The sequence below is a fragment of the Rivularia sp. UHCC 0363 genome, from assembly GCF_034931125.1.
In the GTDB taxonomy this organism is placed as follows: domain Bacteria; phylum Cyanobacteriota; class Cyanobacteriia; order Cyanobacteriales; family Nostocaceae; genus Rivularia.
Genome location: NZ_JAYGHM010000043.1, coordinates 42,176 through 58,609 on the forward strand (window position 1 = coordinate 42,176; position 16,434 = coordinate 58,609).

The window sequence follows — 16,434 nt, forward strand, 5'->3', positions numbered from 1 at the left end:
CTCGCTCATTATTAGTAAAAACTAAAATTGTTAAATTAAATTTACCAAACTTTAAAAATCTTCATCAACAAAAAATTCGGCATCATCTTCATATCTTCGAGAAGTGCTTTTTCGGGAATTAGATATACTCCACAAAGGTTGTAGTAGACTTACGCTAATTATTCCTACAGCAATAAAAAAAGTCAGCACTAACCCTACCGGAATTTGAACGGATTCAAATGTAAGAAATCTTAACGATACTGGTGTGGCATTTTGCACTGAGATAATAGCGATCGCCATTATCCACAAAGCGATAACTATTGATAAAACCAGGTTTACGGTTGTTTTCATATTTAATTTATAAACTAATAAACTTGTTGTAAGATAGTAGACTTATCAATAATTTAGTTTCAAGAGTTAGAATATAGGTTACTGTATTTCATCTTTGACCATAGGCTGTAAATGTATCTAAGCTTAACAGGGTGTATGACATACAAATGAATTTACGATTTATATTTAATAACTAAATATCAAAAATAATACTAAAATAGCCATTTTAAAGTTGTAGTATTTGTAGTTAAACACTTTCTACCCAGCATTTTTTATTACCGCTGTATAGCAATGTCAAGCCCTGTAAGACTTTTCGCCAGCTATCATCTTTGGTCTTTAATTGCCCCTGCTTCAGGGCAACAACGCTGGCACTGTCAAATGAAACGGGGATTTATAAAAGCGCGACAAGATGAACCAAAAGTTAAAGCGTTATTAAAAGCAAAAGTTACTGCATCACAACGTATCGGTTTGTTAGCCCAAAAGGGTGTTTACGAGTTTCATCATAATAGAAATTTACTCAAATCTGATGATGGAGTAGAAAAAGTTGCCGGACTTTTAAAATTAAGCAATTTAGGTGATGAAATTCAGCAGCGAGTGCGGCAAATATTAAAAAAATATCAAGATGCGCCTTTACTTTTAGATAAGCGTATCATGTTATTAACTCGTGGGGATGAAGGTTTTCCCAAACCAATTGTGATCGAACACGAAAATTATCGCTTTCGCTTGTATGCATCTATGGACTGTGTATTAAACGAATCCGATAACACTCTACATATTATAGATTTTAAAACTGGTAAATCTCCTTTTGATCGTAGACAAGCATTAGTTTATTTACTTGCAGCACATTATCTTTACCCAAAATATCAAGCAATAGCCTCATTTTACAATTTAGAAATGGGTAAGAAATCTCATGTGATAACAGTTAATAATAGTGAATTAAGACTGATTGAATTTCACCTAGGCTATATTGCTAACAAGCATCAAAAAGATTTACAACAATATCATCAAAATCAAAAAAATTTTAGTAACATATTTCCTCCCAATCCTGGTTATCACTGTCGTTTTTGTCAGTTTCACTCGATTTGTGATTTTTCGGATGCGGAAGATGAGGAATAGGGAATGGGTAATAGGTAATAGGTAATAGGGAATAGGTAATAGGGAATAGGGAATAGAATTAAGAACGCTGATTTTTTTCAACAGGGTTTATTATTTAGGACTATAGCAGTGCAAAATGATTCGTGAAATATAAATAAGTAGTGCGGTAGCGCAGCGTGTCCGTAAGGACATGCATCTTGCTCGCACTACAATTCTAAATATTAATAATTATGATTTTTTACAAATGATTTAGGGTTGCTATATTTATATTTAAAAGTTAATTCTTCCTTCATTTAACAGCTTGTATCCAACTGCAATTGTCCCAAAACTAACTAAAAAATTCCATAAGCTGGTTGGTTGTAATATAACTCCTCCACTTAAGAAAATAAGTACAATACCAATCATGAGTAAAATCCATCCGAAGTTACCAGTTTCTCTGCGAAAAAATACTAATGTTAAAATACCACCTACAATTGCTAAAACTGAACCAACTGCTGGTAAGCTTTGATAGAAGTATCGATAATAAGTACTTGTAAAGATAATATTTTGACCCAAATAATAAATACCGATTAATAGTAGAAGTAGCCCGATACATTTGATTAATAATCTGCCCATTTGACTTCTATTTATATTTATATTTTTTATAATTTATCATACTTGGGTTTTACTCATGATTACCTGCTAGATTACACGGAAAAAACTCTAAAAAATAATATTTACTACAATGTAACGAAAACATAGCGATTTTATGTTGAGTTTAATTTATAGGACTTAGCAAAAAGGCATATTTTTCTTGTAGGGGAGGCGGTTGAGGGGGCGTAGATAATATCCCCCTTTATTGCCGTTGCTAGTACACAGACTAATTATCAACCTAGTAATAAGACGGTGAGTGTACGGCACCATCCGAGTTTTGTGACACTTGTGTAAGTCCTGATTTATATAAAACCTCACCCTGTTTCTGGCTTCCCTCTCTTTGCCAAGCCTACGGTGTACACACAAGTTTTGTAAAGCTTTATAGACTTTTGATCCCCCCTAACCCCCCTTAAAAAAGGGGGGGATAGGATTCAAACTCCCCCACCCCCAACTAAGCGGGGAATCTAAGGGGTCGCTATATGTGTGTACACGGTAGGCTAAGCAGAAGGATTGAGGTGAGGTGGAGATGATTTAATTCAACTTAAACTATTTAAAATAACACAGGTCAATGTTGCCAAAATGAATGCTTAAAGCAATATTCAATTCTTCCAATAATGCTACAAACCAATCAATATTATGATCATTTGCAAATTCGTAATGATTGAACAAAATTGCAACACGCTTGGCAAGATATGGTTTAATTTTACGACAAATCAAAATAATTTTTAATAATAGCCCAATTGCACAAATTGAACCTTGATTGCCAATTAAATCAAGAAAAGTAAAATGTTGCGGTGAAGAAGAAGTTTCGACGATCAAAAAATTAAGTAGTTTTTGGCAAGTTCTGACTATCAAAAAATCGTTAACCTTCTGAAAGTCTGCTTGCGGTAAACTGTTTTGCAGTTGAGCATACAATCGCTGGTGAAATTGAAGTTTTCCATATTCCCAGTCAATTCCGGATATTAAGTATTCATACAAATCATCTTTGAAAGCTCGGAAACAAGTAGCTTGACTGCTGTAATGTAAAAAATTATGTGCTAAATCTTTATACGTGTTTTCACCTTCTACTTTACCCAAGAAATTTTTTAAAGCAATATTTACCTGAGTATCGCTTAATAGTGTAGGATTATTTACCGGGTGTATAATCCGATTTGTTCCTGATAAAGAGCTATTATTGGCAGCTACTTGAGCAAGTCTAACTTGGTAGGTAACATATTGAGATAAATCAATTTCAAATTTTCTTTGCACTTGTGACTGAATTTGTTTTACTATCCACTGCTGTTCAATAGTCGCATCTTCATTGAGTAAGCAATGTTCATACAAGTAAGGATAGCGTCTTATTAAAGCTGTTAAAGGTTGATTGCGATCGTGCGATTCGGAATGTGTGGTTTGATTTATAACTTGAGCAAGACGTTGTAATGTTGAATATTGTTCGCTGTTTATAAAACCTTTAACTAAAACGTGCAAACGTCTGCTTGATTTACTCCGTGAAGTAAGAATTCTTCTTGAAGGATGATTAAAAATAGCAATTAATTGATATATGGCATAATGCATTTGAGGTTGCATATACCAACGATTAATTAAAATATAACAACAGCGGTTAAGAAACAAGTAAAATTCTTTTTCAGCTTTTTTTGATGCTGTAATTTCTTCTAATGCTGACGAAATTTCTTTTTCAACATAATTGGTACCTTCGATAAATAAATCCCGAAAGCATTCAATCGTCTCTGAGACAGATTTTAACTGCACTAATTCAAACAGATGTTGATATATCTGTTGTTCTGGAGAATGATTTTTGTAGAGATCAGGGTTTACAGAAAAAGTCACGTTGTTATTACCATTTCTTATAAATTCAGCAATATCAGCAAGTGCTTTAATCTTTTTTAATATTTAAAGATTATCTTTGCTGACCGTTTGAGATTATTCAAGGTATTGTATATGTAAATTACAATTGCCAAGATTTTTTTACTTTATATAACATCAAAAATCAATGATTGATGTTTCGTTATTTTAGACTGCACCCGAAAACTCTTATTAAATACTTACGAACTTACGAAAAAAAAAGAATATTCTCTCTTCGCATTATTTCCTTTAAATGACCAAATAATCGTGAGCAATAATACTGAAATATCAAGAATTTTAAAAAGATTTTGATACAATTCAAAAAATATAAATTCTTTCTTTAAAATTACAGAAAAAACTGGATTTATATAATAAAGGTGTAGTGAAGTTTGGCGGTAAAATTTTGAAGTGTATGTGAATGAAGAGAGAATAGTTAGGAGTTAGGAGTTGGGAGTTATATCTTGTACCATTATCAACAAAACCAAAAAAGCCGGGTTTTTCCCTATTCCCTATTCCCTATTCCCTATTCCCTATTCCCTATTCCCTATTCCCTATTCCCTATTCCCTATTCCCTATTCCCTATCAGTTTCAAAGGCTGGTAATTCTTTGAGAATGGTGAAGCGAATGTGATTAATTGCTAATTCACCAATACTTATATCTTCTTTTTTAAGGGGTTTACCTTCGTTCGTCAGTGTTTCAAAGGTAATACCTTTACCAATCTCGATATGAAACCAACTCAAGCCCATGAAAAAACGGGTGGGATGGGGGCCGTCACGTCCGACATCATCGGGATTTGATTCCATTGGTAGCCAACCGAAGCCAGGAATATAAAATTCTAACCAAACGTGATTGTAATCTGGCTGTAGAGGAACACCTTGTTTTTCTCCCCAAGGAGGACATTTATAACGACCTACTGTACGGCAAGCAATACCGTTCAAACGACACAGTGCTAACAACAAACCTACGTATTCTCCGCAAGAGCCTGTGCCGCGTTCTAAAACGATATCTGGTGTATCGATATGGGGCTTGATGGCGTAAGATAATTTATCGTAAACGTAGTTGCGAATGTTGTACATTTTTCGCAATATGTTAGTTTCGGTACCTACCGCTTCAATAGCTGCCTCACGAACAATAGCGATATCCATTGCTAAGTCGTCATCATCAATTAGGTAACGACTGGTAAATTCTCTTGGTAAGGGAGCAGCGTCTTCCACATCTCGCGGTGTAAGGCGATACTTTATAGAACGCACTTCTAAAATAGCTCTCCAGCCCAATAGATGATGTTCTCCTGGAGATAGAGTATTCAATTTAAATACGGCTACCCGTTGTCCGTCGATGATTTTTTCAGTAAAAGGTAAACCAACGGGTTCAACTTGTTTTACTTTTTGACGTTCGGTGTCCGAAGGTAAAGCGATACGCCATTCTAAATCTTGTAAATAGACATCTTCTAAGGGGTCAATTTGTTCGACGTAGGACATTTCCAGCAAATAACCGTTAGAAAGCGCAATGCGTTTTTCGCGGTCGTAATGGTAATCCAGGAGTTGAATAAAAGCGCGATCGCGATAGGTTAATTCATAGCTTGGTTCTGCGTTGGGGTTGTCGCGGATGTAAGGTTCTTCGGATGAGTAGGCAATATAAATGCTTTGTTTATTGGTTGAGGAATCGGTATGTACTGCAATACCCGTGGGAGATTCAAAGGGGGTTAGTACGCTAAATTGAATTTCACCTGTGGCGCGATCGAGAAAGTAAACTGATTGCTCTACGGTATCGCAAACTAGTAGGGTTTCTTCGGTGAGTGCCAAGTTTTCTACTCCTACACCGGGAGCGTAAAATCTAGCAATTTCTGCTCGCGTATTGGTATTAAAAACGAGGATTTTACCAAGTTTTTCGCAACTTACGTAAACGGTGGAATCCCAAACGGCAATGCCGTTAGCAGGATAAGGTAAAGTAGCAAAATGCTGTAGCGCCAGAGTATCTAACTTACACAAATAAACGTTATTGCCTCGCGTGACCCACAAGGTATCTTCCCACTGCGCTAGACCAGTGACATCCAAAAATTCCCGCGCTTGATGGGAATTAATAATTTTTGTGTTGTCATTTGAGGGGTCAATTTGCAGTAGATGCCCAAGTCTTGGGTCAATGGCAATCAATGTATCTTTGATAAATGCGATGCCATATAAAGCGGCAACAGCAAACGGTCTAATAGTCCTTTGCCCTATTTGCATCTGGCTAACTGTGGGAGAGGGTAGTACACTCGTCATATTAAAGCTTATTCGTTCCAAGGTTTTATACGCACCCGCATTAATTGCGATATTTATCCATAATTCCTAAATTTATCAGGATTTACTTTTACTAATATTCAACCGATTAGATCCCAATCTTTAATATAGGGAAAAATATCGCTGAAGAAGACTTTTGTTCGGATTTTAACCCGTTTTCAAGACTTACATCCTAGGAATGTTACTTTTAATGTTAATGGCAGAATAACTTTTAAGAAAGCAGCAGCTTTGGTTAAAGATGTTGGTAATAATAACAATTAATTAGGGTGCGGCTATCATAACAAAACTTGCTACATTTGCAAGCTTTCTTCTAGAAATCAAACCACCCCTTTCCCTGTTTGCTCAACGATATAATCAACTACATCTTCTAATTTCCCCGCACGGTTGTAAATTTCTCGTTGACGTGATGCACCCGTTCCTTGGGTGATTATTTGTTTAACAATTGTAGAAACTTCATCCCAATCGCCGTATTCTTCTAACGATGGACGTACAAAGGTGAGAAATTTTTCAATCAGTTGTTTTGCTGGGACAGAATTTTGCTGTTCTATATCTAGTAGTTCGGCATCTAAACCGTAGCGTGCAGCCCGCCAGTGAGCGGCGCGGATTATTTCCTGGCGGGTGTTTGGGTAGGATGTTTCGGTTTTCGCTTGGTCGTAGCAAGTCCGAGCTAAAGCGCGAGTCAGTCCGGCTATCATCACCGCTTCATCTACCGTCATACAAACATCAGCCATGCGAAATTCTAACGTTGGGTACTTGACACAAAGCCGCATATCCCAATAAATTTTGGTTTCTTCTTCAACACTTTTACTTTTAACTAAAGCTTCGACAACTCTTTTGTACTCCGCTTCCGACTCAAAAATTAACGGCGGTCCGGATATAGGCCATCTCCCCCAGATTTCGGTACGATAGCTAGAATATCCCGTATCCGTACCCATCCAGAATGGAGAAGAAGACGAGAGCGCTAACATTGGAGCCAGCCAAACTCGCGCTCGGTTCATCACCTGAACGGCTAATTGGCGATCGCTAATCCCCACATGAACGTGACAGCCAAAAATAACCTGCTCTTTTCCTAACTGCTGATATTCTTCAATTAACTTTTGATAACGCTCTTTGGGGGTTATATCTTGTTCCTTCCATGATGAAAACGGATGTGTCCCGGAAGAAGCTATTTGAGTTCCATCTTTCTGTGCAGCTTCAATTACTCCCTTCCGCAACCGCACCAATTCTCTACGCACGTCAGCAAGAGTTTGACAAACGGGAGTATCTATTTCAATCTGTGAAAGTTGAACTTCGGGATGCACTTTTTCACCTATTGTTTTTTTCGCAAAAGGTAAAATTTGCTGTACCCGCGAAGTAAGTTCCCGCGTTTCGGGGTCAATAATTTGATATTCTTCTTCTACTCCGATGGTGAAATCTTCTTGAGGTGCCATAATTCAATTTTGGATTTTAGATTTTAGATTACTCTACAAGAAGACGCTTCCGCGTGAATGGATTTTAGTTTATTTAATAACATCTGGCACAAAAATTAGTTTTAATTCCTCAGTCTATAGATTCAATTATCCGGATTTACTTTTTTTCTTGCCCTATTCCCTACTTCGCAGTTTAAATACCTACATACCAAAACTTTTGATTTAAATTGAATTGTTATCTCATCAATGCTTTAGCTATGATTGTTTCTTGTAACCATTTCCTTTAACCTAACGTACAAGATGTCTGCTCATTCTCTGCCCGAACATGAAGCCGTTTGGCATAGCTTAGAAGTCGGTGAAGCAATAAAACTGCTTTCTGTTAATGCAGACACTGGCTTAACTTCTCCAGAAGTGGAATCTCGGCTGCAAAAATATGGTACGAACGAATTAGAAGAATCCGCTGGACGCGGTAGCTGGGAAATTCTTGTGGATCAGTTCAAGAACATTATGTTATTGATGCTGATTGCTGTGGCTATTGTTTCGGGGGTAATGGATTTACTTGCTTTGCAAGCAGGGAATTTAAAACCGGGTGAAGTGCCTTTTAAAGATACGATCGCGATTATGGCGATCGTTATCCTCAATGGTATCTTGGGCTACCTGCAAGAAAGCCGTGCGGAGAAGGCTTTGGCGGCGCTGAAAAAGCTATCTGCTCCTAATGTGCGAGTGATTCGCGACGGTAAGCTACTCGATGTAGAAGGAAAACATTTGGTACCGGGAGATATCATGTTCCTGGAAGCGGGAGTGCAGGTATCGGCGGATGGACGTTTGATCGAACAATCCAATTTACAAATCCGGGAATCGGCTCTGACTGGTGAAGCGGAAGCTGTAAATAAACGGGTAGAAATCAAGCTACCTGAAGACACAAGTTTAGGTGACAGAATTAATTTGGTTTTCCAAGGTACGGAGGTTGTCCAAGGACGTGCCAAGGTTTTGGTAACTCACACTGGGATGAAAACTGAGCTAGGTAAAATTGCTGAATTGTTGCAGTCGGTGAAATCAGAAGATACACCCTTGCAGCAGCGCATGACTCAACTTGGTAACGTTTTGGTCGGTGGTTCTTTGGCTTTGGTGGTGCTGGTAATTGCGATCGGTTTGCTGCGTGGCGGGAATTTACAGGAGCTAGTCGAAGTTTCTTTAAGTATGGCTGTGGCAGTGGTTCCGGAAGGTTTACCGGCTGTAATTACGGTAACTTTGGCTCTGGGAACTCAGCGAATGGTTCGCCGTAATGCTTTGATTCGCAAGTTACCGGCAGTGGAAACTTTGGGTTCAGTAACTACTATTTGCTCTGATAAAACTGGCACATTAACTCAGAACAAAATGGTGGTGCAGTCGGTTTATACCGGCGATCGCTTATTAAAGGTGACGGGAGAAGGTTACGCTCCTCAAGGTGAGTTTGAGCTAGAAGGTACTCGTATTGATGTCGAAGATTATCCAGAAATTCCACCTTTGTTAGTTCCTTGCGCTGTTTGTAATGATGCAGTTCTGCAACAGGAAAAAGGTGATTGGATAATTCTCGGCGACCCGACGGAAGGTGCTTTGGTAACATTAGCGGGAAAAGGAGGAATCGAACAAGACCAGTGGAACAGCAAATTACCCCGCGTGGGGGAGTTTCCGTTTTCCTCGGAACGTAAGCGGATGAGTGTTATATGTCAAGTGGAACAAATAAATACTGGTTCTACTCTCCGCGATGTTGACCCCGCAATTAGTAATCTGTTGACATCAGAAAGTTATTTGATGTTTACCAAGGGTTCCCCAGAATTGATTTTGCAACGCTGTACCCAGATTTATACGGGGAAAAGTGCGGTTGAACTGACTCAAGAACAGCGAGAAAAAGTTTTAGCAGAAAACGATCGCATGGCTGGACAAGGTTTGCGGGTATTGGGTTTTGCCTACAAACCTTTAATTGAAAAACCACCCGAAGGTTCCGATGAGCAATACGAACAAGGGTTGGTATGGTTGGGATTGGTGGGAATGCTTGATGCTCCACGTCCGGAAGTAAGAGCATCTGTAAAAGAATGTCGGGAAGCGGGAATTCGTCCGGTGATGATTACCGGAGACCATCAATTAACAGCAAGAGCGATCGCAACTGATTTAGGTATTGCTAACTCTGACGATAAAGTGCTGACAGGTCAAGAATTACAGCGGATGAGCGATGCGGAACTTGAGCAAAATGTTGATTCAGTAAATATCTACGCGAGAGTTTCCCCCGAACATAAATTACGTATTGTGCAAGCGCTACAGCGTCGTCATCAATTTGTTGCTATGACCGGGGACGGTGTTAACGATGCTCCTGCTCTCAAACAAGCCGATATCGGGATTGCAATGGGGATTACGGGTACTGATGTCAGTAAAGAAGCCAGCGATATGGTGCTATTAGATGATAATTTTGCTACCATTGTTGCTGCTACTAGGGAAGGTAGAGTCGTTTACACAAACATTCGCCGCTTTATTAAATATATTCTGGGTAGCAACATCGGCGAAGTAATTGCGATCGCCGCTTCAACAATTTTATTACCGACAGCAGGTGTTCCTTTAATACCATTACAAATTCTGTGGATGAACCTGGTAACTGACGGTTTACCGGCTTTAGCTTTAGCTGTTGAACCTGCGGAACCCGACGTAATGAAACGTCCACCTTTTAACCCTCGCGAAAGTATTTTTGCTAGAGGGTTAGGTTTTTATATGATTCGTATCGGGATTATCTTCGCCATCCTGACGATTATTTTGATGCGGTGGGCTTATTATCATACTCATGGGGAAGTTCCCGACCCCAACGGACTCGACCCCGAACGTTGGAAAACAATGGTATTTACGACCTTGTGTATTGCTCAAATGGGTCACGCGATCGCAATTCGTTCTAACAACCAATTAACTATAGAAATAAATCCCTTTTCTAATCCTTACTTATTAGCAGCAGTTGTTTTGACGACGATTTTACAACTAATGTTAATATACGTCCCACCTCTGAGAGCTTTCTTTGGTACACACATTCTCAGTTTGTCCGAATTAGGAGTTTGCTTGGGCTTTAGTGCTTTAATGTTTGTTTGGATTGAGTTGGAAAAAATATTCTTCCGGATAATTGGAAAGAAAAACGTTTAACAGGTCAAAGGTCAAAGGTCAAAGGTCAAAGGTTAACTGACCATTTCACAATCCAAAATCCAAAATCCAAAATCTAAAATCTAAAATCTAAAATTGTATAGCTTCTAACTTTTCTTATGTTTCTCAAAACCCTGACTCTCCGAGATTTTCGCAATTATAAGGATATTTTCGTAGAGTTTACGGCTCCAAAAACAATTTTGGTGGGTGATAATGCTCAGGGAAAATCAAATTTACTTGAAGCTGTGGAGTTACTGGCAACTTTGAAAAGTCACCGCACCTCTCGCGATAAGGATTTGGTCAGGGATGAGGAATCTTTAGCTCAGGTTGGTGCTAGTTTGAAACGCGAAGTTGGAGTTAGCGAACTGATTTTAACTTTACGCCGTAATGGTCGCCGCACTGTTAATCTTAATAGTGAAAATCTCCGCCGTCAGATGGATTTTCTCGGTGTACTTAATGCTGTAGAGTTCTCCTCTTTAGATTTGGATTTGGTTCGAGGTGGTCCCGAAGGTCGTCGCAGTTGGTTGGATACTTTATTAGTTCAACTCGAACCTATATACGCTCATATTTTGCAACAATATCAAAAGGTGTTACGACAACGTAATGCTTTTTTGAAAAACAATTTGGAGAATTTGTCCGAACAATTTCTATCGCAATTAGCTTTGTGGGATACTCAATTAGTTACAAATGGTACGCGGGTAATTCGACGACGGGAACGTGCAATCCAGCGACTCGCTCCCATTGCTAAATTATGGCACTCCAAAATCAGTGGTTCTACGGAACATCTTCAGGTAAGTTACGCGCCGAGTGTACCTTTGTCAGAAAGTCATCCCGAACAGGTACAACAAGCATTTTTAGAAAAAATTCAACAGCGAGCAGTTGCGGAAATGCATCAAGGTACTACTTTGGTCGGGCCCCATCGTGATGAGGTGGAATTGACAATTAATGATACTCCCGCACGTCAGTACGGATCTCAAGGACAGCAGCGAACTTTGGTTTTAGCGTTAAAGTTGGCAGAATTACAGTTGATTGAAGAAGTTGTCGGTGAACCACCCCTGCTTTTACTTGATGATGTTTTAGCTGAATTAGACCCTTCACGTCAAAATCAATTGCTTGATGCAATTCAAGATCGGTTCCAAACCTTGATTACTACTACTCATTTAGGTTCTTTTGATTCTCAATGGTTGAATTCTTCGCAAATTATTACTGTCAGTAAAGGAAATTTATCAGCGGAAGCGACCGTTTTTTAATTTCTTTGATAAGTTATTGAATATTTTTTAAATATCCTAAATATTTTTAAATCTTTTTTGATCAAATAATTAAAATCTCTTAGGATAGTCTCGGCAAACTACTATCAAGATTTGGCAATGAAAAGAATCAATAAACGTTAATGTGGCAAGAATCGCCATCTTTCTTGAACGACTGTGATATAATTTTGAAACCAATAGAGCTTAAGTCTAGATTAAAAACACATCTCTAAATAGCAGTTTATCTGTTTTCTATCTCTAAGTTTCTAAGTTAAAGATTTAAATATCTGTGTTAAATCTTGGGAATATCAATAATTAGTCAAGATATTTTTGATATCAAGCATTTAAAAAATATAGCTTAATTGTAGAATACCTCTACAGATAGATGTAAATTTAAAAATAATTTATCTAATCTATATTTTATAGGACTTAGCAAAAAGGCATATTTTTCTTGTAGGGGAGGCGGTTGAGGGGGCGTAGATAATATCCCCCTTTATTGCCGTTGCTAGTACACAGACTAATTATCAACCTAGTAATAAGACGGTGAGTGTACGGCACCATCCGAGTTTTGTGACACTTGCGGCCATTCCTGTTTTATTTGAATAAACTTTCCGTGTGGGTATAGCTTGCAAGTCTAAAAGGATTGAATCAAATTTTTTTAGGCTCGATAAAAGTTAGTGAGAGTAATCCTCTTAAATTATCTGGTATTAGCGATCGCTGTTGTCGGTAAGACAGTCATAAAATAATCACTGGTAATCAAACTGACTTTTTAAACGGTAAAGATAGCTCGTCCTAATAAGCAGAAATATTTGAGTGAATAAACTTTACTGGCTGAATGAAATTAAACCATCACATCGCGATCGAGTTGGTGATAAAGCCTTTAGATTGAGCCTGATGATGCAACAGGGGTATCCGGTAGTCCCTGGCTTTGTGATTGCAGCAGAAATTTTAGATAAATATCTCGAAAATATCAGTACAACTCATACACTAATTGGGGAATTAGCTGATTCTTCCTTACATTTAGATGTCGATAATTGGCGACAATTACAGCAAGTAGCGTTACGCTTACGCCAAGAAATTATGGGTTCAAGTTTACCAGATGGCTTGAGTAATACAATTTATCAAGCAGTCAAGACCTGGGAAAGTCCATATTTAATTTTTCGTCCAACCGTTGCGTTACCAGATGCTTTAGATAATACGAAACATTCTGGATTATATGAATCCATATTTTGCTATAGCGAAGAGAAAGAAATCGCTAACGTTTTAAAGCGTATTTGGAGTCAATTATTTAGTGCTAAAAGTCTGCTTTATTGGCAAAAGTCAAAAATTGATTTGCGATCGCTTAATTTTGCTGTTTTAGTACAGCCAGTTAACAATATTATTGCCAGCGGTTCTTTAAATGCAAACTCCTCCCGATGGGAAATTCAAGCAGCTTGGGGTTTAGGAGTCGCGATTGATTGGGGTGAAATTCAGCCAGATGTTTATTATATAGAACCCGAAACCGGCAAGGTGTCGGAACAACATTTGGGTAATAAAATATTAGCTTATCATTGTGAAAATGCCGCGATCAACGAAGTAAGGCAACACGGGCAAACATCAGTACTGACGGTAGAAAAAGCTGGTTTGCAACTATGTATTTTAGAGGAAGAAAAACAGCTTTCTCACGTATTATCGAAACGGCAATTACAGCAAATCAGTTTCTTAGCAGGTAAACTTGTCGGTCAACTTGGTCAAGATTACTCAGTGAATTGGACTTTTATTCAAGAAAGAGATGCGGTTAACCTATACCTAACAAAAGTGAATAACGCAATAAATATCTCGAATACTCCCATTAAAGGAATAGGTGCAGCAACCGGAAGAATATCGGCAAATGTTCTGGTCATTAAATCCCAACAGGTCTTAGAACAGCTACCACTCGGCATAATTTTAGTAGCATCTGTAATTACTCCCGATTGGTTGCCACTGCTGCAACAAGTAGGCGGTATTATTACAGAAAAAGGAGGTTTAACGAGCCATGCTGCAATTATCGCCAGGGAATTAGGGATTCCTGCAATCGTCGGCATTAATAACGCAACAAAACTTTTTAAAAATGGCGATCGCCTATTTATGGACGGTGATACTGGAGAAGTGCATCGTTTTGCCAAAAATGCAGGTGAACAGATTAATCACGATGTAATAGTAAAGCACGATCAAGAACAGCATCATAAATACGAATCTTCTTTTCTAGACATTCCTACTTCCGATTCAGTAATAGCTAATCCAACATGGGTTTCTTCTACCCCTTCAATTCCCTATCAATCCACAACCCTACCCATGACCACCACCCAATTGCTGGTGAATTTAAGTCAGCCTACCGCGATCGATAAAGCGCTTTCTTTGCCGGTGGATGGTGTGGGATTATTGCGATCGGAACTAATGGTATTAAGCATACTCAATCGGGAAAACCCTTATACATGGATTAGAAACGGAAGATACGAGCAATTACTAGATTTATGGACAAAAAGAATACTTGAATTTGTCCGGGCTTTTTCTCCACGACCAGTTTATTATCGTTCCTTAGATTGGCGAACTCACGAATTACCAAGCCTTCACCATGCTGGAGTAGATGCAGCAGAACCGCAAACAGCACTAGGTCAGCGCGGTACTTTTAGCTACTTAATAAACTCCGAAGTTTTTGATGCAGAACTCACAGCCCTCAAAAACGTACAGCGAGCAGGCTATCATAATATTCGTTTAATATTACCTTTTGTTCGTACTGTAGAAGAATTTGCTTTTTGTCGTCGGAAAGTTGAGCAAGCAGGATTAACCGATGTAGGAGAATTTCAACTATGGATTATGGCAGAAGTACCGAGCGTACTATTTTTGCTGCCAGAATATGTCGAAGCAGGGGTGCAGGGAATTTCGATTGGTACTAACGATCTAACCCAGTTATTATTAGGAGTTGATCGGGATCAAGCACTGTTAGCAAAAAGCTTTGACGAACGTCATCCGGTGGTCATGGGTGCTATATCTCGACTGATTAAAATGGCAAAAGAAGCGGGTATTCCTTGTTCTATTTGCGGTCAAGCACCGGCATTGTATCCTGAAATCATCGAGAAACTGGTGCAATGGGGAATCACTTCTATATCTGTTGAACCTGAAGCATTGCAGCGGACATATCAGGCAATTTTCCGCGCCGAACAAGGTTTACTTTTAGAAGCAGCACGTCGTCAGTTGCGGTAAATAACGATCGCCCTTTGATATGAGGTTAATTCGTATTTAATCTAGCTTAAAAGTCTTAATAATAAATTAACAACTAATAATTGTTTATTGTTCATTGATAATTGTCTTCGCTACACCTGTGGATCTTTGACTGACAAAACCTAAAGTTATGCGTTTCATTAACCAGTACAACCCAGCAAGAATCACAAAGCTAATAATTAAAATTACTAAAGGCTGTTTACCTAAAATTTCTTCTACACCTTGAGTAATTACGGCATCAGGTTGAGTGACAAAATCCCAACTGTTAAAGCGTAAAAACCTTCCCCAATAGACACCAACCGCAGATAAAGCGTGAGTAATTAACTCTACACCTAGAATCCACTGGCTTTTACCAATGCGGTGCAGATAGTGACCCATGTTGATTAAGGAGATAACGTAAGCTTCAAACCCACCTAAAATCACTACCAGATACACGGGAATTAGCACTAAGGTTATTATCCACACCGATTGAATTGTCCGGATATCATCTATTAAGTGAATGACATCAGTTAGTAAATAAGGTGCATTTGGCAAAAAAGCATAGAAAACCGCAAATCCCAACCACCAAACCCAGGAACGACTGCGTTTTGTACGACGAAACAGCCAAACACTTAAAACTAAAGGTATAAAAGCTAGAAATAAATTCCAAGTCATCCAGCGGATATTTATTTGTAAGACTTGTAACACTCTGGCTGTTAGTTCAGTTAGTTCTGTTTTCATGCTGTTTCCTTACAATAAACGGATTTATAGGTGTATAGATATAAGTAATTGGTAGTCAGTTGTAAAAAATTACCGGCTACCAGTTATTGATGATATTTATGACATTTTAAGCTAGTTATCTTTTAGCTCGCTGTGTAATTAAATTCATCCTGCCTCGATTATATTCCAGAAATTTAAATCAACCTTTAACGCATCATTATCCGACTACGGGGACCTTGCTGTGTGGGTTGAGAGGGTCTTGCATCACATATAGAGTCTTGGGAACAAGCTGCTTTCTTAAAGGTGGAAGGATTTTCTACAACTGAATTAGAGACGAATGAATTACCGCTACTAAATTCTATGTTGCTTACATCTGGAGATGGGGAAGATAGGGTCGAAGTGGTAGATGAGGTAGAAGTGTTAGAAGAGGTTATGGGAGAACTAGGAGGAGCAAGATTTGTAGAAGGAGTTGATGGAGGAGTACTACCTGTTGTTGGGGGAGTGCTACCTGTTGTTGGGGGAGTA

General features: G+C 38.6%; 10 protein-coding genes. 4 read left to right on the plus strand and 6 right to left on the minus strand.

Annotated features, from left to right (window positions below; translation table 11 throughout):
* Positions 1-51: 51 nt before the first annotated feature.
* The gene (locus tag VB797_RS22330) at positions 52-330 is read right to left on the minus strand and encodes a DUF1049 domain-containing protein (protein ID WP_323239937.1); all 279 of its coding nucleotides are present in this window, start codon (positions 328-330) and stop codon (positions 52-54) included.
* Positions 331-600: 270 nt separating this feature from the next.
* Here VB797_RS22330 and VB797_RS22335 point away from each other — a divergent pair, with 270 nt between their 5' ends.
* Positions 601-1,425, plus strand: a complete 825-nt coding sequence (locus VB797_RS22335; RefSeq protein ID WP_323239938.1) for a PD-(D/E)XK nuclease family protein — start codon at positions 601-603, stop codon at positions 1,423-1,425.
* A gap of 249 nt (positions 1,426-1,674) precedes the next feature.
* Here the strand turns inward: VB797_RS22335 and VB797_RS22340 are convergent, their stop codons facing one another.
* From VB797_RS22340 to VB797_RS22355, 4 genes are all read right to left on the minus strand, one after another.
* Complete coding sequence (locus VB797_RS22340; RefSeq protein WP_323239939.1) at positions 1,675-2,019, minus strand: hypothetical protein; 345 nt, start codon at positions 2,017-2,019, stop codon at positions 1,675-1,677.
* A 564-nt stretch (positions 2,020-2,583) separates the two neighbouring features.
* Positions 2,584-3,864 (minus strand): hypothetical protein, encoded by a 1,281-nt coding sequence (locus VB797_RS22345; protein WP_323239940.1) that lies wholly within the window; start codon positions 3,862-3,864, stop codon positions 2,584-2,586.
* Between the two features lie 587 nt (positions 3,865-4,451).
* Entirely contained in the window at positions 4,452-6,140 is a 1,689-nt protein-coding gene (locus VB797_RS22350; protein WP_323239941.1) for a transglutaminase domain-containing protein, read from the minus strand.
* A 335-nt stretch (positions 6,141-6,475) separates the two neighbouring features.
* The gene (locus tag VB797_RS22355; RefSeq protein WP_323239942.1) at positions 6,476-7,588 is read right to left on the minus strand and encodes a carboxylate-amine ligase; all 1,113 of its coding nucleotides are present in this window, start codon (positions 7,586-7,588) and stop codon (positions 6,476-6,478) included.
* A gap of 279 nt (positions 7,589-7,867) precedes the next feature.
* Between VB797_RS22355 and VB797_RS22360 the strand changes: the two genes are divergently transcribed.
* From VB797_RS22360 to VB797_RS22370, 3 genes are all read left to right on the plus strand, one after another.
* A complete protein-coding gene (locus tag VB797_RS22360) occupies positions 7,868-10,726 on the plus strand; it encodes a cation-translocating P-type ATPase (protein ID WP_323239943.1) in 2,859 nt (952 codons plus the stop codon).
* 116 nt (positions 10,727-10,842) lie between these two features.
* The gene (recF, locus tag VB797_RS22365) at positions 10,843-11,973 is read left to right on the plus strand and encodes a DNA replication/repair protein RecF (protein WP_323239944.1); all 1,131 of its coding nucleotides are present in this window, start codon (positions 10,843-10,845) and stop codon (positions 11,971-11,973) included.
* Between the two features lie 810 nt (positions 11,974-12,783).
* The gene (locus tag VB797_RS22370) at positions 12,784-15,192 is read left to right on the plus strand and encodes a putative PEP-binding protein (RefSeq protein WP_323239945.1); all 2,409 of its coding nucleotides are present in this window, start codon (positions 12,784-12,786) and stop codon (positions 15,190-15,192) included.
* An 84-nt stretch (positions 15,193-15,276) separates the two neighbouring features.
* Here the strand turns inward: VB797_RS22370 and VB797_RS22375 are convergent, their stop codons facing one another.
* Entirely contained in the window at positions 15,277-15,930 is a 654-nt protein-coding gene (locus VB797_RS22375) for a DUF1361 domain-containing protein (protein ID WP_323239946.1), read from the minus strand.
* Positions 15,931-16,434: the final 504 nt, after the last annotated feature.